The 16,814-nt window shown below is 67.2% G+C and carries 19 protein-coding genes; 4 read left to right on the top strand and 15 right to left on the bottom strand.

The genetic code is table 11. The features are described from left to right. Positions 1-9 precede the first annotated feature (9 nt). From HPC46_RS14655 to HPC46_RS14645, 3 genes are all read right to left on the bottom strand, one after another. Positions 10-783 (bottom strand): HAD-IIA family hydrolase, encoded by a 774-nt coding sequence (locus HPC46_RS14655; RefSeq protein ID WP_179471183.1) that lies wholly within the window; start codon positions 781-783, stop codon positions 10-12. 77 nt (positions 784-860) lie between these two features. Further along, complete coding sequence (locus HPC46_RS14650) at positions 861-1,457, bottom strand: hypothetical protein (RefSeq protein WP_179471002.1); 597 nt, start codon at positions 1,455-1,457, stop codon at positions 861-863. Between the two features lie 121 nt (positions 1,458-1,578). After that, on the bottom strand, positions 1,579-2,796 hold the full coding sequence (locus tag HPC46_RS14645; RefSeq protein WP_179471000.1) for an MFS transporter: 1,218 nt from the start codon (positions 2,794-2,796) through the stop codon (positions 1,579-1,581). A 176-nt stretch (positions 2,797-2,972) separates the two neighbouring features. Here HPC46_RS14645 and HPC46_RS14640 point away from each other — a divergent pair, with 176 nt between their 5' ends. Further along, positions 2,973-4,151: an ROK family protein gene (locus HPC46_RS14640; protein WP_179470999.1), complete on the top strand. Its 1,179-nt coding sequence runs from the start codon at positions 2,973-2,975 to the stop codon at positions 4,149-4,151. Between the two features lies 1 nt (position 4,152). Here HPC46_RS14640 and HPC46_RS14635 read toward each other — a convergent pair whose 3' ends face one another. From HPC46_RS14635 to rplS, 4 genes are read right to left on the bottom strand one after another with little or no spacing between them, the layout of a single operon-like run. After that, positions 4,153-4,458 carry a DUF2469 domain-containing protein gene (locus tag HPC46_RS14635; protein ID WP_005148868.1) on the bottom strand — a complete coding sequence of 102 codons (306 nt, stop codon included), beginning with the start codon at positions 4,456-4,458 and terminating at the stop codon, positions 4,153-4,155. 50 nt (positions 4,459-4,508) lie between these two features. After that, positions 4,509-5,246 (bottom strand): ribonuclease HII, encoded by a 738-nt coding sequence (locus HPC46_RS14630; protein ID WP_179471182.1) that lies wholly within the window; start codon positions 5,244-5,246, stop codon positions 4,509-4,511. Positions 5,247-5,248: 2 nt separating this feature from the next. After that, positions 5,249-6,082, bottom strand: a complete 834-nt coding sequence (lepB, locus tag HPC46_RS14625; RefSeq protein WP_179470997.1) for a signal peptidase I — start codon at positions 6,080-6,082, stop codon at positions 5,249-5,251. A gap of 54 nt (positions 6,083-6,136) precedes the next feature. Then, the gene (gene rplS, locus HPC46_RS14620; RefSeq protein ID WP_005148865.1) at positions 6,137-6,478 is read right to left on the bottom strand and encodes a 50S ribosomal protein L19; all 342 of its coding nucleotides are present in this window, start codon (positions 6,476-6,478) and stop codon (positions 6,137-6,139) included. Positions 6,479-6,792: 314 nt separating this feature from the next. Here rplS and HPC46_RS14615 point away from each other — a divergent pair, with 314 nt between their 5' ends. Continuing rightward, complete coding sequence (locus HPC46_RS14615; protein WP_179470995.1) at positions 6,793-7,725, top strand: serine hydrolase; 933 nt, start codon at positions 6,793-6,795, stop codon at positions 7,723-7,725. Between the two features lie 4 nt (positions 7,726-7,729). Here HPC46_RS14615 and HPC46_RS14610 read toward each other — a convergent pair whose 3' ends face one another. The 7 genes from HPC46_RS14610 to HPC46_RS14580 form a co-directional block, all read right to left on the bottom strand. Then, entirely contained in the window at positions 7,730-9,925 is a 2,196-nt protein-coding gene (locus tag HPC46_RS14610) for an MDR family MFS transporter (protein WP_179470993.1), read from the bottom strand. Between the two features lie 41 nt (positions 9,926-9,966). Next, positions 9,967-10,692, bottom strand: coding sequence for a tRNA (guanosine(37)-N1)-methyltransferase TrmD (gene trmD, locus HPC46_RS14605; RefSeq protein ID WP_179470991.1), 726 nt, complete (start codon positions 10,690-10,692; stop codon positions 9,967-9,969). A gap of 1 nt (position 10,693) precedes the next feature. After that, complete coding sequence (gene rimM / locus HPC46_RS14600) at positions 10,694-11,224, bottom strand: ribosome maturation factor RimM (protein ID WP_179470989.1); 531 nt, start codon at positions 11,222-11,224, stop codon at positions 10,694-10,696. Positions 11,225-11,229: 5 nt separating this feature from the next. Continuing rightward, on the bottom strand, positions 11,230-11,472 hold the full coding sequence (locus HPC46_RS14595) for an RNA-binding protein (RefSeq protein ID WP_005148848.1): 243 nt from the start codon (positions 11,470-11,472) through the stop codon (positions 11,230-11,232). Beyond that, a complete protein-coding gene (gene rpsP / locus HPC46_RS14590) occupies positions 11,469-11,948 on the bottom strand; it encodes a 30S ribosomal protein S16 (protein WP_179470987.1) in 480 nt (159 codons plus the stop codon). The genes HPC46_RS14595 and rpsP overlap by 4 nt, the downstream gene beginning before the upstream one ends. A 477-nt stretch (positions 11,949-12,425) precedes the next feature. Further along, positions 12,426-13,127: an anti-sigma factor gene (locus tag HPC46_RS14585; RefSeq protein ID WP_179470985.1), complete on the bottom strand. Its 702-nt coding sequence runs from the start codon at positions 13,125-13,127 to the stop codon at positions 12,426-12,428. Then, complete coding sequence (locus HPC46_RS14580) at positions 13,124-13,687, bottom strand: sigma-70 family RNA polymerase sigma factor (protein ID WP_179470983.1); 564 nt, start codon at positions 13,685-13,687, stop codon at positions 13,124-13,126. The genes HPC46_RS14585 and HPC46_RS14580 overlap by 4 nt, the downstream gene beginning before the upstream one ends. A 372-nt stretch (positions 13,688-14,059) precedes the next feature. On the opposite strand from HPC46_RS14580, the gene HPC46_RS14575 reads away from it, so the two are divergent. Continuing rightward, complete coding sequence (locus tag HPC46_RS14575; protein WP_407665502.1) at positions 14,060-14,593, top strand: fasciclin domain-containing protein; 534 nt, start codon at positions 14,060-14,062, stop codon at positions 14,591-14,593. A 50-nt stretch (positions 14,594-14,643) separates the two neighbouring features. On the opposite strand, the gene HPC46_RS14570 is transcribed toward HPC46_RS14575, so the two are convergent. After that, on the bottom strand, positions 14,644-15,060 hold the full coding sequence (locus HPC46_RS14570; protein ID WP_179470979.1) for a nuclear transport factor 2 family protein: 417 nt from the start codon (positions 15,058-15,060) through the stop codon (positions 14,644-14,646). Between the two features lie 156 nt (positions 15,061-15,216). On the opposite strand from HPC46_RS14570, the gene HPC46_RS14565 reads away from it, so the two are divergent. Then, positions 15,217-16,794: a diflavin oxidoreductase gene (locus HPC46_RS14565; protein WP_218894185.1), complete on the top strand. Its 1,578-nt coding sequence runs from the start codon at positions 15,217-15,219 to the stop codon at positions 16,792-16,794. The last annotated feature ends 20 nt before the right edge of the window (positions 16,795-16,814 follow it).

Genomic DNA, 16,814 nt, shown 5'->3' with positions numbered 1-16,814 from the left:
TCGCACGCCTCAGATCAGATCAATCGCCTCCGCGATCGAGGGCAACACCCGCGCCGGCCGGAACGGATAGCGCTCGACGTCCTCGACCGTCGTCGACCCGGTCAGCACCAAGATCGTCTCCAGCCCCGCCTCGATGCCGGCCACCACGTCGGTGTCCATCCGGTCACCGACCATCACCGTGCTTTCCGAATGCGCCTCAATCCGATTCAGCGCACTGCGGAACATCATCGGGTTGGGCTTGCCGACGAAGTACGGCTCACGTCCGGTGGCCTTGGTGATCATCGCGGCCACCGATCCGGTCGCCGGCAGCGGCCCTTCGGCGGACGGCCCGGTCACATCAGGATTGGTCGCGATGAACCGCGCCCCCTTGCCGATCAACCGGATCGCCTTCGTGATCGCCTCGAACGAGTACGTCCTCGTCTCCCCCAGCACCACGAAATCCGGGCCGGTATCGGTCAGCGTGTAACCCGCCTCGTGCAGCGCCGTCGTCAGCCCCGCCTCGCCGATCACATACGCCGACCCGCCCGGCAGCTGGTCGTTCAGAAACGCCGCCGTCGCCAGCGCCGAGGTCCAGATCGCCGCCTCCGGCACATCGAGTCCCGAGCGTGCCAGCCGCGCCGCCAGGTCACGCGGGGTGTAGATCGAATTGTTGGTCAGCACCAGGAAACGCCGCTGCTTGTCGATCAGGCACTGCAGAAACTCCGCGGCCCCGGGCAGCGCATGCTCCTCACGAACCAGCACACCGTCCATATCGGTCAGCCAGCACTGCGGTGTCGCACGCATGGTCCTCCCTTCGCGTACATCCTGCGCACCAGTGTTCCCCGACACCGTGCCGCCGACCCCGTTATCGAGCAACGGGGTCATGATGCGATCCCAGCAGCGGGCCGGTGCCGTACCACTCGCCCGCCCAGACACCCCTGCGTGAACCCGGCCACCGTACGAGCCTCGTCGTCGGAAATCCGCGGAACACCTTGACTGCCAGCCGAATCGGCCCCGTACAGGACACCCCAGCCCACCGATCCGTTGCCGTCGGAATGGGCCACGACGAGCACATCGCGCGCAGACAGCTGATCCACCACTGTCTCGAGTGCATGCTCCGGTTCGGCCAGCACCACAACGGGCCGAGCCCCTGCCGACGCCAACCGGGAAACCTCATCGCGCAATCCGGCCTGCTCGGCCAGCAAGATCTGCAACAGCATCCGATCGCTGGATTTATCTCGATGTACCGCACCGACTTTGGCGCGAACCCACATGCCGCAGACCAAACCTTCGATGTGCTCGACGACGGGTGGCAGCGCGCGCCGGTCCACGTGCAGCCGGGCCGCCAGGCAGTTCCGGTAGGCCGCACGAGCCTCGCTCAGCGTATTCGCACCCCCGGCACACCCGCTCGGGACACTACGGAAGGTGATCTCCGGCTGATGCGCCGGGTCGTAGCGGAAGATCACGTGATCGGTCATCAGCTAGCCTCCCGCCGAACCGCCCGCTCCCCCAGGACGATCGTCACCCGTTGCCGCGCAGGCAGATACAGATCAACACACACCGGGTCGCGCCGCCGAAGAAGAGCCACCACGAACCGGATCATGCGTTCACCGCCGACGTACGACGCTGCAGCGCCACCGAAACGGTGAGCACCACCAAACCGACGACGGCCAACACCGCGCCCGCGGCGGCCGGTGCGGTGTACCCGTAACCGAGCGCGATCACCAGGCCGCCGATCCACGCCCCCGACGCGTTGGCGATATTCAACGCCGAATGATTCAACGCAGCGGCCAACGTCTGCGCTTGCGCAGCGACGTCCATCAGCCGGGTCTGCAACGCGGGGGCGATCGCCGCCCCGCTGGCACCGATGCCGAACAGCAGCAGCATCGCGGTGTACGGGTTGTGGGCGGCGGCGACGAAGATCGCCAGCACCACAGCCAGGGACGCCATCGACACATACAGCCCGCGGATCACCGACCGGTCGGCCATCCGGCCGCCTGCGAAGTTCCCGACCACCATCCCGACACCGAAAACCATCAACCCCAACGGAACCCATGACCGTGACACCCCAGAGATGTCGGTCAGCGTGGTCGCGATGTAGGTGTAGACGGCGAACATGCCGCCGAAGCCGACCATGCCGATCAGCAGCGCCAGCCACACCTGCGGCCGGCGCAGCGCTCCCAGCTCGGATCGGGTACTCGTGGCAAAACTCGGGGCGACGTCGGGCAGCCAGATCCAGATCGCGGCGAGCGTCAGCACGCCGATCACCACCATCAACGCGAAAGCGCTACGCCAGCCGAGCAATTGGCCCAGCCACGAGGCCAGCGGCACCCCGATCACGGTCGCCACCGTCAGTCCGGTCATCACCTGCGCGACGGCCTTGGCGCGCCGCTCGGGGCCGAGCAACTGGGCGGCCACCAGCGCCGCGACACCGAAGAACGCCCCGTGCGGAAGGCCGGCGAGAAAGCGCGCGGCAATCAAGATCGGATAGTTGGGCGCCAGCACGGTGGCGACGTTGCCGACGGCGAACAGCGCCATCAGGCTCATCAGTACGACTTTGCGGTTGAACTTGGCAGTCATCGCGGCCAGCACCGGGGCACCGACCACCACGCCGAGCGCGTAGGCGGAGATGACGTGACCCGCGGTCGGCTCGGAGATATGCAGTCCGCCGGCGATCTCGGGCAAGAGCCCCATTGCGACGAACTCGTTGGTGCCGATGCCGAACGAGCCCAGCGCCAGGGCGAGAATGCCCAGCCCTGACCGGGTCGGGCACAGCGCGGGAGACGCCGCCGGGGCGGGTCGGGAAGTGACAGTCACGGGATGTCGCCTTTCTGTGCGGTGGCGGTGTGCTGCCGCATTGCAGCGTCTGATCCCTGCCCACGACCCTAGCGCCACTTAGACCGCACTTCCAACTGACTTTTGTCTAAATGAGGTCAAAGTGACACGCATCTCCATTGCTTTTGATCGGCGATAGATCTTGGTTCAATGGAAAGGTGCCGGTCACCAGGCGTTCCGCCGCCCCCGCTACTGCCGGGGAGATTTTCGCGCTCATCCGCGACGGCGTCGCCACCACCCGCACCGAGATTCGCGAGCTGACCGGACTGTCCAGGACGGCTGTCGGTAGCCGGATCGCCGCACTGGGCCGCCGCGGGCTCGTCTCCGAAGGCGAGGACGGGCCGTCCACCGGGGGGCGCCCCCCGGCACTGGTGCGATTCAACGCCGAAGCCGGCGTGGTCCTGTCGGCAGCCATCGGCCGCAGCCGCACCCGCCTGGCGGTCTGCAACCTCGCCGGCGACATCCACGCGCTGACCGATATGGACTCCGAAATCCGCATCGGCCCCGACGACCTGATGCCCGACCTGGTCAAACGCCTCGAAGTGCTGCTCGACGAAACCGGCCGGACCACCCGTGATGTCCTCGGCGTCGGGGTGTCGCTGCCCGGCACCGTCGATCAGAAGAACGGCTGCAGCCTGGCCTCGCCGGTGATGAGCGGCTGGGACGGCGTCCCCCTGGAGCCCTACTTCCGCAAGCTGACGTCGGCGCCGATCGTGCTCGACAACGACACCAACGTCCAGGCCCTCTCCGAACGCCGCGGCCCGCTGAAGATCCACCGCGACCTGCTCCTGATCAAGGCCTCCACCGGGCTGGGTGCCGGCATCGTGTGCGGCGGCGTGCTGCAGCGCGGCGCCCTGGGCGCTGCCGGCGAATTCGGCCACAACAAGACCGCCGCCGCCGCGGGCATCCCGTGCCGCTGCGGTGACACCGGCTGCCTGGAGGCCATCGCCGGTGGGTGGGCATTGGTGCGCACCCTGCAAGAGCAGGGCCGCGCCGTCAACCACATCCGCGACGTCGTCGAATTGGCCAATCACGGCGACGGCGAGGTGCGCCGGCTGTTGCGCGAAAGTGGCCGTCACGTCGGCGAAGTGGTCGCCGCCGCGGTGAACCTGCTCAACCCCGAGGTGCTTGTCGTCGGCGGCGACATGTCGGGCGCCTACGACGTTTTCGTCGCCGGCCTGCGAGAAACCTTGTACGGCAACGCAACTGCGCTGGCTACCCGACACCTGCAGGTCGTGCCGTCCACCTACGGCGACAAGGCCGGCAACATCGGCAGCGCAGCACTGATTCTGGAGAAGATCCTGTCGGCGGGAGCGATCGACGCATCGCTGCGCTGACCTACTCGGGCAGCCGCAGCTCGGGCTTCTCGACCTCTTCGATGTTGACGTCCTTGAACGTGATCACCCGGACCTGCTTGACGAACCGGGCCGGGCGGTACATGTCCCACACCCATGCATCGGACAGGCGTAGCTCGAAGTACACCTCGCCGTCGGTGTTCCGCGGCACCAGCTCGACGCTGTTGGCCAGGTAGAAGCGGCGCTCGGTCTCCACGACATAGCTGAACTGCCCCACGATGTCCTTGTATTCGCGGTAGAGCGAGAGCTCCATCTCGGTCTCGTACTTTTCGAGATCTTCGGCACTCATCGGCTCAGCGGTCCTCTTGTCGTCTCATCGGGGCGTTCGTCCATCTTGTCTCACACCGTGTCCTCGCGTGCGACTGACACCTGATCACCGTGCTGCGGTGGTGGGCAGTCCACCACCATCTCGCTACCACCGATACCCGCCACCCGCCGGACATTGATGTAGGAAAACCGGTGCTGGCGGCACGGGCCCAGGCTGCTCAGCGCCGCGCTGTGCGCCGGGGTGCTGTACCCCTTGTGTTCGGCGAAGCCGTAGCCGGGGTGTTCTTGGTCCATCGCGACCATCAGCCGGTCCCGGCTGACTTTGGCCAGCACGCTGGCCGCCGCGATACAGGCCGCCGCGGCATCCCCGCCGATCACCGGTAGCGACGGCATCGGCAGCCCCGGCACCCGGAAGCCGTCGGACAGCACATACCCCGGCCGTACCGACAACCCCGCCACCGCCCTGCGCATCCCTTCGATGTTGGCCACATGCACTCCGCGGCGATCCACCTCGGGGGCCGGGATGAACACCACGTGATAGGCCAGCGCGTAGCGCTTGATGATCGGGAACAGGCGCTCGCGTTCGGCCTCGTTGAGCTTCTTGGAGTCGTCCAAGGCCGCGAGGCTCTCGAGGCGATTCGGGCTGAGCACGCAGGCCGCCACCACCAACGGCCCCGCGCAGGCTCCGCGGCCCACCTCGTCGACCCCGGCCACCGGACCCAAACCGCTTCGGTACAAAGCAGATTCGAGTGTGCGCAGTCCCGACGATTTGCGGATCACCGTCCGCGGCGGCCACGTCATCGCCGGCACGGTCAGCCCTGCTGCGGGTTGACCGAGGACACACCACCCCAGCGAGAGGGCGGCCACGCGATGAACCGCGCCTTGCCGATGACGTTGTCGACCGGAACGGTGCCGGCCATCGGGTCACCGGTGCACAGGATGCCTTTCTGGGCGTCCTCGGGAGTGCTGGTGCAGTGCGCTCGCGAGTCCGCCGAGTGGGTGCGGTTGTCGCCCATCACCCACAGCCGGCCCTCGGGCACCTTGACCGGACCGAACTCGTTGCCCAGACACGGGTAGACCAACGGGTCCGCGTTCATGGTCTGCGCGTTGAGGTACGGCTCCTTGAGCGGCTTGCCGTCGACGGTCAAACCGGTGTCGGCGCGGCACTCCACGGTCTGACCACCGGTCGCGATAATCCGCTTGACCAGGTCATTCTCATCCGGCGGCACGAAACCGACGACCGAGAGCGCATTCTCCAGGTACCGGATCGCGGTGTTGTCCGAGCGGATGGACTTGTAGCCCACGTTCCAGTTGGGCGGGCCTTTGAAGACGACGACGTCACCGGGGCTCGGCTCACTGAACCGGTAGGTGACCTTGTCCACCATGATCCGGTCGCCGACGCAGCCGGCGCAGCCGTGCAGAGTCGGCTCCATCGACTCCGACGGAATCAGGTACGGGCGCGCGATGAACGTCAGCATCACGTAGTAGAGGACCACCGCGATGGCAACGAGGATCGCGCCCTCTTTGAGAGCCGACCGCTTCTTCTCCCCTTCCTCAGGGGCGTCGTCAGCGGTGGTGTCGTCCGGAGCGTCCGTCGCAGTGGCGGATTCCGGGATGGAGTCGTCCGAGCCGGGTTTGTCGGTCACGTCGTCAGCGTAGTCAGCCGAGCTGACCGGTCAGTGCCGCAGCCACCCGGAAGCTCAGCGCTTCTCCTTGATCTTGGCCTTCTTGCCGCGGAGCTCGCGCAGGTAGTAGAGCTTGGCGCGGCGCACGTCACCGCGGGTGACGACCTCGATGTGGTCGATGTTGGGCGAATGCACCGGGAAGGTCCGCTCGACGCCGACGCCGTAGCTTTCCTTGCGGACGGTGAAGGTCTCGCGGATGCCACCACCGGAGCGGCGGATCACAACACCCTTGAAGACCTGGATGCGCTGCTTGTTGCCCTCGATGACCTTCACGTGGACATTGATGGTGTCCCCGGGGCTGAAGGTCGGGATGTCGTCGCGCAGCGACGCCTGGTCGACGAAGTCCAGCGTGTTCATCGGTGACACTTCCTTGTGGTTCTGCGACGCAGCCGACTGCCTGCGCAAACGCGCTGGCGGTCGCCGGGCCGATGGATTCGGGCACGTGGTGTTTGGCGCAGCAGGCTTCACGACAAGGTCCGGCCCGCGCGGCAACTGCTCAATTGTGCCAGATGCACCGCGAGCAGTGAAATCGCGCGACCCGCCGAGGTCATCGGATGATTCGGCTGGCTAATCGCGCGGTGTAGAAAAGGTACGGTTAACCTGAATTACGGTCGGGCGGCAGCGCAGCACCCAACATTACGGCGTTTCCCCAGTCCCTCGAGGAGATGGACATGCGACGGCATCTGTCGATGCTGGTCACCGGCACCGCGACGGCATTGATCGGCGTGCTGGTCGCCGCATCTTCCGCTCAGGTCAACGCCGGCCCCGATGACGGATCTGCTCACCCGGTGAACCTGCTGTCGGCCGACCCGAATTCGATCGCGCAAGCTCCCGCACCGGGCGCATTGGCCGATGCTCCGCCGGATGCGACCGTCGGCCTCGATGTGCGGGCCCGCGAGGCCGCCGCCGAGGCCGCTCAGGACGGCGCGGACATCAGCTTCACGGTGCTCGACCGGAACACCGGTCGGACCGTCTCCGGCGGCGACGGCGCACCCTTCCCGATCGCATCGGTGAGCAAACTGTTCATCGCCGACGATCTGCTGCTGCAGGTGGCCAAGGGCCAGCGCCAGATGACCCCCGAAGAGCGGCAGTCCTTCGACGTGATGTTGCGCTCCTCCGACGACAGCGCCGCCGAGGTGTTCTGGGGCGAGGGCGGCGGCAGCGCGATCGTGGGCCGGGTGAGCTCCCGGTACGGACTGCGATCGACCAGCGCGCCCTACGACGGCAACTGGTGGAACACCATGAGCACCACCGCTGATCTGGTGCGCTACTACGACATGCTGCTCGACGGCGCGGGCGGCTTGCCTGCCGATCAAGCTGCTCTGATCCTGGGTGACCTGTCCAAGTCGACCCCAACCGGAGTCGACGGTTACCCGCAGCGGTTCGGCATTCCCGACGGGCTGTTCGCGGAACCCGTTGCGGTCAAACAAGGTTGGATGTGCTGCTGGAACGGCGGCAACTGGCTGCACATGACCACCGGTGTGATCGGGGCCGATCAGCGGTTCGTGATGGCGATGGCCTCATTGCAACCCGTCGACGACGCCACCGCGCGGGCAACGTTGACGCAGGCCGTGAAGACGATGTTCCCCGGCGGGCGGATCTGAGCCGCTAACGGCGCGGCGGCCCCGGCGGCGGCTCACGGAATGCGGCGCGGGGCCGGAAAGGCCGAGTGGGTTCGTTGCCCGCGGTCATTGCCGTCCCGGTCTGAAGTCGTGTCGTCGGCGCCGTCGCAGTGGCCGCACGGCGCGGTCCCACGACCAACGGCCGGGTGGCCGGCTCGGGGCCGTCGTTCTCGGCGAGCACGTTGCGGGCGATGCGTTCCATCACACCCTGCACCTGCATACGGTCGGGTCGGCCTTCGAAAGCCGGTGAGCGGGTGAGGGTATCGGTGATCCAATTCGCGATCTGGTTGCGGGCGTAGTTCACTTCGGCGGCACCCGAGGGCGTCAACCACAGCTGATCGCCGCTGCGCTGGGCATAGCCCGACGCGACCAGCCGGTCAAAGGTCGGTTCGAGGATCTCGACCGGCACCCGGTGCCGGGCGGCGACGTCGGCCACGTCAACCGGGCCGGTCACCTGTCCGTGCCGGTAGATCTGCAGCAGCGCCCACATCCGCGGGGTGTCGAGATGGCTGCCGCCGGAGCGGGCGAGCGCGGGCAGGTGCATGCCGCGGGTTTCCCGCATCAGCCGGCTGACCGCCACCTCCAGCACCTTCTCGGCCGGCTCGGTGGTGGGCATTCCGAAACCCTCGCCGAGGTCGGTGCTCCCCATGGCCGCGGCGTCGCGCAGCGGAACCTGCTTGAGGAACAACGCGAGAACGAAGCCGACGACGGCGACCGGTGCCGCGAACAGGAACACCTTGCTCAACGAGTCCGCGTAGGCGTCGACGATCGGTGCGACCACTTCGTGGGGAAGCTTGTGCAGCGCTTGCGGGGATTGCGCCACCTCGGGCGAGGCGCCGCTGACGGCCAGTGCCCCGGGCAGCCGGTCGGCCAGGAAATTGCTGAACAGCGAGCCGAAGATGGCCGCACCGAAGGAGCTGCCGATGGTGCGGAAGAACGTGACACCCGAGGTGGCGACGCCGAGGTCGGTGAAGTCCACGGTGTTCTGCACGGTCAGCACCAGAACCTGCATGCTCAACCCGATGCCGGCGCCCAGGATCAGCAGGTCGAGGGACTGCACCAGCACCGAGGTGCGGGCGTCCATGAATGACAGCAGGACGAATCCGACGGCCATGATCGCGGTGCCCGCGATCGGGAAGATCTTGTAGCGCCCGGTGCGCCCGACGATGACACCACTGGTCAGCGACGTCGCGAGCAGACCCACCACCATCGGCAGCGTGTGCAGTCCGGACACCGTCGCCGACACCCCGTCGACGAACTGCATATAGGTCGGCATGAACGTCAGCGCGCCGAGCATCGCGAATCCGACGACGAACGACAGCGCGCAGCACACCGTGAACACCGGGTCTTTGAACAGCCGGATCGGCAGGATCGGCTCAGCCGCACGGCTTTCCACGACGACGAATGCCACCAGCGCGACCAGCGATCCGACGAACAAACCGATGATCGTCGCCGAACCCCACGCATAGGTGGTGCCACCCCAGCTGGTGGCCAGCGTCAACCCGGCGGCACCCAGGCCGACCAAGACGATGCCCGGATAATCGATGACCGGCCGGGCGGTGCGGCCCAGCTGCGGAATCGCCCACGCCGCGACCGCCAGTACCACCACGGCGACCGGCACGTTGATCCAGAACGCCCACCGCCAGCCGAGATGGTCGGTGAACAACCCGCCGAGCAACGGCCCCACCACCGTGGTGACACCGAACACCGCGCCCAGCGCGCCCTGGTAGCGGCCGCGCTCCCGCAGCGGGATCACCTCTCCGATGACCGCGACCGCCGTCACGGTGATGGCACCGCCGCCGATGCCCTGCAGGGCGCGCGCACCCACCAGCATGCTCATCGACCCGGACAGCCCGCACAGCACCGAGCCGGCGAGGAAGAACAGGATGGCGGCCTGGAAGACCACCTTGCGGCCGAAGGTGTCACCGAGCTTGCCGACCACCGCCGTCACGATCGTCGAGGCCAGCAGATAGCTGGTCACCACCCAGGATTGGTGACCGGCCCCGCCGAGGTCGGCGACGACGGTCGGCAATGCGGTGGCCACGATCGTCTGGTCGAGAGCGGCGAGCAGCATGCCCAACACCACGGCGAGAAAGACCAGATTGCGTTGCCGGCCCGTCACCGGTGCAGCCGCCGGTTCTGGCGGAGCGCCGGTTGATGGACGAGTCACGCCTTCCTCCATACCCTTCGGCGGCGGTCGATAATCTCCGCCACGCCGAGCGCTCAGGTGATTCCCCGGGTCGCTTCGCTCCTGCCCGCCGGATCCCTTAACAGGTCTGGCCTGCGCTCCCTCGTGCGCTGCAACGCCTGTTCGCGACGCCAGGCCGCGACTTTGCCGTGGTCACCGGAGAGCAGCACCTCGGGCACCGGCAGCTCGCGCCACACCGGCGGGCGGGTGTAGCTCGGGCCCTCCAGCAGACCGTCCACCTCCGGCGAGTGCGAATCATCTTGGTGTGAGCGCGGATTGCCCATCACATTGGGCAGCAGCCGGACCACCGCCTCGAACATCACCAGGGCCGCCACCTCGCCGCCCGCCAGCACGTAATCGCCGATCGACACCTCTTCGACACGCATCCGCCGGCGCGCATCCTCGGCGACCCGCTGATCAATGCCTTCGTAACGACCGCACGCGAACACCAGGTGCGACTCCCCCGTCCAGCGCTGGGCGTCACTCTGGGTGAACAGCCGACCCGCCGGTGTCGGGATCACCAGAAGTGTTGACTCGGTGCAGATCTCATCGAGTGCAGCACCCCACACCGGCGCCTTCATCACCATGCCGGGCCCACCCCCGTACGGCGAATCATCGACGGAGTGATGCACATCATGGGTCCAGCGGCGCAGATCGTGCACCTCGACATTCAAGATGCCCGACTCAATAGCCTTGCCGGGCAGAGACTGTCGCAGCGGCGCTAGATAGTCCGGGAAGATCGTGACGACGTCAACGCGCATCTCAACTCAAGCCGTCCAGATCCAAAAGACCGTCGGGCGGATCGATTTCGACAACCCCGTCGGCCAGCGACACCGACGTCACGATCGCACCGACGAACGGAACCAGCACTTCGGCGCCCTCCGGGCCGCGCACCGCCAGCAGCTCCCCGCCCGCGGTGTGCAGCACTTCGGCCACCGTGCCGATCGACCGGCCGTCGACGGTACGTACCGAAAGCCCTTCGAGCTGATGGTCGTAGAACTCGTCGGGGTCGTCGATCTCCGGCAGGTCCGCGGTGTCGACGACGAATAGGTTGCCGCGCAACGCGTCAGCGGCATTGCGGTCGGACACCCCGTCGAGCCGGACCAGCAGGCGGGCGCCGTGCTGACGCGCCGTCTCGACGACGACATCCCTGCCGCCGCCCCCACGGGAAGGCTTGAGATGCAACCGATTACCGGGAGCGAAGCGCTCGTCGGGGTCGTCCGTGCGGACGTCCACCACCAGTTCGCCGGTGATCCCGTGAGCTTTGGCCACGCGCCCGACGACGAGCTCCATAGCGACTACTGGTCGGTGTCCACCACGTCGACGCGGATACCCCGGCCGCCGATTCCGGCGACCAAGGTGCGCAACGCGGTCGCGGTGCGACCGCCGCGGCCGATCACCTTGCCCAGATCCTCGGGGTGAACATGAACCTCAACCGTGCGTCCCCGCCGATTGGTGACCATGTCGACGCGGACGTCATCGGGATTGTCCACGATCCCGCGAACCAGATGCTCTACGGCGTCGACGACGACCGAGCTCATTCTGCGGCAGCCTCAGTGGCCTCGGCGGCCGGCTCTGCAGCGGCCTCGGCGGCCGGCTCGGCCTCGGTGGCCTCAGCCTTCTTGGCGGGCGCCTTCTTCTTCTTGAGCTGGGCGGCCTCGCCACTGGGGGCACCGTCGGCCTCGGCCAGCGCGGCGTTGAAGAGGTCGAGCTTGCTCGGCTTGGGCTCCTTGACCTTCAGCGTGCCCTCGGTGCCCGGCAGGCCCTTGAACTTCTGCCAGTCACCGGTGATCTTCAGCAGCGTGAGAACGGGCTCGGTGGGCTGGGCTCCGACGGACAGCCAGTACTGGGCGCGCTCGGAATCGATCTCGATCAGGCTCGGATCTTCCTTGGGGTGGTAGCGGCCGATGACCTCGATCGCGCGGCCGTCGCGACGGGTGCGCGAATCGGCGACCGCGATGCGGTACTGGGGATTGCGGATCTTGCCGAGCCGGGTGAGCTTGATTTTGACAGCCATGAACTAACTCCTGTGGGTATCACGCTGCAATTCAGCGATGCCGGCGGAAGTGCCGGATCCGGTTTTGCCCCGCGTGCGTGACCGACAAGCAACCGTGGTCGCAAGCCGGACAGCCGACCATTGTGCCAGAGCGCCCTGGTCAGGTGTTAATCGTGCGGTTCAGGGCACCGGTGCGCCCGCAAGCCCCCGGCGAGGTGGTTTTCGAGGTGGCGGGACGCGTCGTCGCCGGATCGTGATCGCCCCACAAGTTGCGACCACACGCTGCGACGGCCCTGCACAGCGCGGTCGTCGTCATCGCTGCGCGGGTGAGCACTCGCGCCGTGACCCGCAGACCGTCCATGTTGGCCCCTTCCACCCGCCTCGGTAGGTCGCTGCCGACAGCGCCTATCAAGGAGTTCGGAGCCGCCGCGGGTACGGATCGGTGCTCGGGTGAAGTCAGTGGTGATGCCGGACTGTTCAGGACCGGACGGTCGCGGCTCAGGTCAGCGGCAGTTCGGCGAATGGCTCGGTGGTCGGCTGGGTCGAACCGGTGCCCGGCTCGACGGTGAACGCCAGCGCGCGTGCGGTCCGAAGGTCTGGCAATACCGCGGTGGTCGACGCGCCGACGTCGTCGGGCCCCATCGTGCCTGCCGAGCGCGGTTCCTGGCCGCCCAGCAACCACATCTGGTAGACGCTGCCCGGAGGGGGCGGACTGACGTCGTTCATCACCAGTACCGCCGCATTCTTGTCGCGCGAGTACACGACCGTCGCGACGCCGCCGGACGGGATGGGGGCACTGACGGTATGGATGTCGGGCGCGCTGATCACCTGCTCGGCGGTCGACCGTTGCGGCGGCGGCCGCAACGCCAACCCCACACTCACCGCAGCCAGGGCAACCACCAGTGCACTCGCTGCTGCCAACAAAAGGGTTGTGCGCGTGCGCTTTCCGACGCTCTGCGGCGGTGTCACCGCGGCCAGTAGCCGCTCCCGCAACTCCGGTGCAGGCTCGGCGCTCGTGCTGGCCGACAATGCGGCCATCGTCTCGCGCACGGCCCGCACTTCGTCGTGGAACTCCTCGGCGAGGACAGCAGGTGCAGCGTCCAGACGCCGCTCGATGTCCGCACGCTCGGCGTCGGACACGGCGTCGAGGGCATACGGGGTGGCCAACGCCAACAACTCGAAATCCGCGGGACCGGTCATGACACCCCCAAACACGTGCGCAGGCCGCGCAGCGCATCACGCATCCGCGACTTGACCGTCGGCAGGGTCGCGGCCAACCGCTGCGACACCTCGACATAGGTCAAGCCGCGGTAGTACGCCAATTCGATGCATTCGCGCTGCAGGTCGGTCAGTGACTGCAGGCAATCTGCCACCTGCCGGGCCTCGTCGCGCTGGATCGCGGCTTCGACCACGACATCGACCGACGGTTCACCGCTCGCGGCGCCGTAGCGCAGGTCTCGCCGGGTGGCAGCTTCTTCGCTGCGCACCCGGTCCACAGCGCGCCGATGGGCAAGTGTCATCAGCCACGCCAGTGCCGAACCCGCCGCGGGATCGAACTGTGCGGCACCGCGCCACACCTGAAGGTAAACCTCCTGGGTGGCTTCTTCGCTGTAACCCGGGTCGCGAAGGAGCCGCAGGATCAGCCCGTACACGCGCGCACGGGTCCGGTCGTAGAGGGCGGCGAACGCGTCGACATCGCCGCGGCCGACCAGAGACAGCAACGCGTCGAGGTCGCTGCCGGATTGCGGCGGTGCAGTCATCGAAGCGAAGCGTAGTGGGTCGGCTCGCCCGACCGCCCCGAGTTGGCCGATCCGCAACCGATGTCCGACGGCGGACTGCCGGCAGGCGTGCGGGCCCGCCACCATCGGCACCGCCACACGGCGGAGCTGACTCTGGGCCCGGGTTCCTGACACACAAGGAATTCGACACCGGCGAGGCCGCGGATGGTTGGCGTGTTTATCGAGCAAGTCTCGCTGCCGACCAATCCGCGGCGCGTCCGGCTCCGAATCCCGGTCGTACATCACGAAGGCGGCAACTCGCCGTCGACGACACGGAGGAGAAACACGTCAATGAACATTCAACGCGAACTCGCGGTGGCGGTGGCAACGACGGCCCTGGGTGCGGCTGCCGTCATGACGATCTCGACCGGCGTTGCCGGCGCCGACATGACCAGCAACCTGGTCGGTCCAGGGTGCGCGGGGTACGCCATGCAGGTGCCCACCGGTCCGGGCTCGGTGGCCGGAATGGCCCACGACCCCGTCACGGTGGCCGCGTCGAACAACCCGCTGCTGACCACCCTGACTGCTGCAGTGTCGGGCAAGCTCAATCCGAACGTGAACCTCGTCGACACATTGAACGGCGGACAGTTCACCGTGTTCGCGCCGACGGACGCCGCGTTCGCCAAGCTGCCGCCGGCCACGGTCGAAGAGCTGAAGTCCGACTCGGCCGCCTTGACCAAGATTCTCACGTATCACGTCGTGCCCGGTCAGCTCAGCCCGGCTGACGTGGACGGCTCGCACCCGACCGTGCAAGGCGCACCGGTCACTGTCACCGGTGCGGGCAATGACCTCAAGGTCGACGGCGCGTCGGTGGTGTGCGGCGGTGTCCGCACAGCCAACGCAACGGTGTACTTGATCGACACCGTGCTGACCCCGCCGGCCAGCTGATCCTGACGGCGCCGCAGGGCGGTCGGGCGATCCGGCCGCCCCGGCGTTGCTCAGACCACTTTCTGGATGCACTTCGATTCGACGCGTCGCGTCATCCGCCAGCCCTCGGCGGTGCGAACGAACGCGTCGTCGTACCACAGCCCGCAGAACATGACCTGACCGTTGTCGCCGAGCGCCATCGGATTGAACAGGATGGTGCGGGAGGTCGCGTTGTCGCCGTCGAGTCGGATGTCGAAGTTGCCGAGCATGTGGAAGTAGGCCGGGAAGTTGGGTAATACCTCGGCCAGCCACGCTTTGACGTCGGGGAAGGTGCCCGCGATTCCACCCAGCTCGGTGTAGTCGATGTGCGCATCGGGAGTGAAGACGCGATCCAGGTCGTCGAACCGGCGATTGTCGATCGCAGTCGAGTAATCCACCAGCAGCTGCTGGATCTCCAACCGATCCGAAATCTCTTCAAGACTCAGCATTCGTGAGATTCAACACCGTCCCGCCGAGCCCCGGTGGGGAGGTCCACGCCAGCGGGACAACACGACTAAGGTAACCCTAACCAAAGTCGACTTTCCCGCGGAGGACGAGTGTTCCAGGGCCCTGAATTCTCACTGATCATTGGCTACGCCAGTGACATGGGCACCGCCGAGTACATCGCCATGCAGCTGGCAGACGCCGTCAAAGCCATCGGCGTCGACGTCACCGAGACCGAACTCAACGATGTCACGCTCGACGAGGTGGCGGCGGCGAGCCATTTCATCGTGGTGGCCTCGACCTTCGGTGAGGGCGAAGTGCCCGACAACGGCACGGTGTTCTGGGAGGAACTGTCCACGTCCGAGGTCCGCTTCGACGACCTCGGCTACGCGGTCCTGGCGCTCGGCGACAGCTCCTATGAGCTGTTCTGCAACGCCGGGCGGATCATCGACTCCCGGCTGGCCGAGCTGGGCGCACGCGCGCTGACCGAACGGGTCGAATTCGACTGCTACCGCGAGGGCGACGCCCGCCAGTGGATAGCCGAGATGACCAAGATGGTCGAAGAAGCCAGCACCACCTTGCCCGGACACACCGCCGCCGCGCCAGTGGCATCGCGGCCGACGCCGACCCGCAACGCCACTGGATGGACGGACGCGAATCCCTATCCGGCGACCGCTGTGATCAACCGGCTGTTGACCGCGCCGGATTCCGACAAGGAAGTCCGCCACATCGAGCTGCACCTCGGGGATTCCGGAATCACCTATGACGCAGGCGATTCGGTGGCCGTGCACCCAGTCAACTCCCCCGAACTGGTCGCAGCCATCCTGGCGAAGCTGGGCGTCGACGGCACCTGCGTCGCCGCCGGTACCGACCGGCCGCTGGGCGAACTGTTGGCCGGCGAGCTCGAGATCTGCACACCGTCACGGGCATTGCAGGCGTTGGTCGCGGCCCGCACCGACAACGCCGAGGCCAGGGCCGCGCTGAGTTCACCCGACCCGGCAGTGGTGTCGTCGTGGCTGTACGGCCGCGATGTCCTCGACCTGCTCGAGCTCGCCGACCTCACCCTCGACGAGGTGCTGGAATCGTTGCGGCCCTTGCAGTTCCGCGACTACTCGATCGCATCCAGCCCGCTGGTACATCCCGGCCAGCTGCACCTGACGGTCGCGACCGTGCGCTACCGCGAACGTGAACGCGACCGCGGGGGCGTCGCCTCGACATTCCTGGCCGATCGCGGACAATCCGTGCGAATCCACCTGCGCCCCAACCACAATTTCCGGCTGCCCGCCCCCGACGTACCGATCATCATGATCGGGCCCGGTACCGGCATCGCCCCGTTCCGTGCCTTCCTGCACGAGCGGCAGGCCACGGCGGCGTCGGGCAAGGCATGGCTGTTCTTCGGCGACCGTCGGCGCAGCACCGACTTCCTGTACGGCGACGAACTGTCGGGATTCGTCGACTCCGGCGTGCTCACCCGGCTGGACCTCGCTTTCTCCCGCGAGAGCGGCGCACCCAAGACCTACGTCCAGCACCGGATGAAGGAGAACGCGGAAGAGTTCTACGCCTGGCTTCGCGACGGTGCGTACCTCTACGTGTGCGGCGATGCCGATCGAATGGCCAAGGACGTCGACCGAGCGCTGCACGACATCGTCGCCGAGGCCGGCGACATGGACGCTGCCGCCGCCCACTCCTACGTCAACGAGCTGATCAAGGCCCATCGCTACGTGCGCGACGTCTACTGAGGCGGCACACCCCCGGCGCC

It is taken from the genome of Mycolicibacterium vinylchloridicum, assembly GCF_013404075.1.
Lineage (GTDB): Bacteria > Actinomycetota > Actinomycetes > Mycobacteriales > Mycobacteriaceae > Mycobacterium > Mycobacterium vinylchloridicum.
Note: the sequence above shows the minus strand (reverse complement) of the source record. Positions and strands in the feature narration are given on the sequence as shown.

Bases quoted from the DNA above. Each gene is read 5' to 3' on its own strand.
- HPC46_RS14655 (WP_179471183.1), bottom strand. From the start codon at position 783: ATGCGTGCGACACCGCAGTGCTGGCTGACCGATATGGACGGTGTGCTG.
- HPC46_RS14580 (WP_179470983.1), bottom strand. From the start codon at position 13,687: ATGACTGCACCGCCGCAATCCGGCAGCGACCTCGACGCGTTGCTGTCT.
- rimM (WP_179470989.1), bottom strand. From the start codon at position 11,224: ATGGAGCTCGTCGTCGGGCGCGTGGCCAAAGCTCACGGGATCACCGGC.
- rpsP (WP_179470987.1), bottom strand. From the start codon at position 11,948: ATGGCTGTCAAAATCAAGCTCACCCGGCTCGGCAAGATCCGCAATCCC.
- HPC46_RS14570 (WP_179470979.1), bottom strand. From the start codon at position 15,060: ATGCTGAGTCTTGAAGAGATTTCGGATCGGTTGGAGATCCAGCAGCTG.
- HPC46_RS14615 (WP_179470995.1), top strand. From the start codon at position 6,793: ATGCGACGGCATCTGTCGATGCTGGTCACCGGCACCGCGACGGCATTG.
- HPC46_RS14650 (WP_179471002.1), bottom strand. From the start codon at position 1,457: ATGACCGATCACGTGATCTTCCGCTACGACCCGGCGCATCAGCCGGAG.
- HPC46_RS14565 (WP_218894185.1), top strand. From the start codon at position 15,217: ATGGGCACCGCCGAGTACATCGCCATGCAGCTGGCAGACGCCGTCAAA.
- trmD (WP_179470991.1), bottom strand. From the start codon at position 10,692: ATGCGCGTTGACGTCGTCACGATCTTCCCGGACTATCTAGCGCCGCTG.
- HPC46_RS14610 (WP_179470993.1), bottom strand. From the start codon at position 9,925: ATGGAGGAAGGCGTGACTCGTCCATCAACCGGCGCTCCGCCAGAACCG.
- HPC46_RS14585 (WP_179470985.1), bottom strand. From the start codon at position 13,127: ATGACCGGTCCCGCGGATTTCGAGTTGTTGGCGTTGGCCACCCCGTAT.
- rplS (WP_005148865.1), bottom strand. From the start codon at position 6,478: ATGAACACGCTGGACTTCGTCGACCAGGCGTCGCTGCGCGACGACATC.
- HPC46_RS14575 (WP_407665502.1), top strand. From the start codon at position 14,060: ATGACGATCTCGACCGGCGTTGCCGGCGCCGACATGACCAGCAACCTG.
- HPC46_RS14595 (WP_005148848.1), bottom strand. From the start codon at position 11,472: ATGAGCTCGGTCGTCGTCGACGCCGTAGAGCATCTGGTTCGCGGGATC.
- HPC46_RS14635 (WP_005148868.1), bottom strand. From the start codon at position 4,458: ATGAGTGCCGAAGATCTCGAAAAGTACGAGACCGAGATGGAGCTCTCG.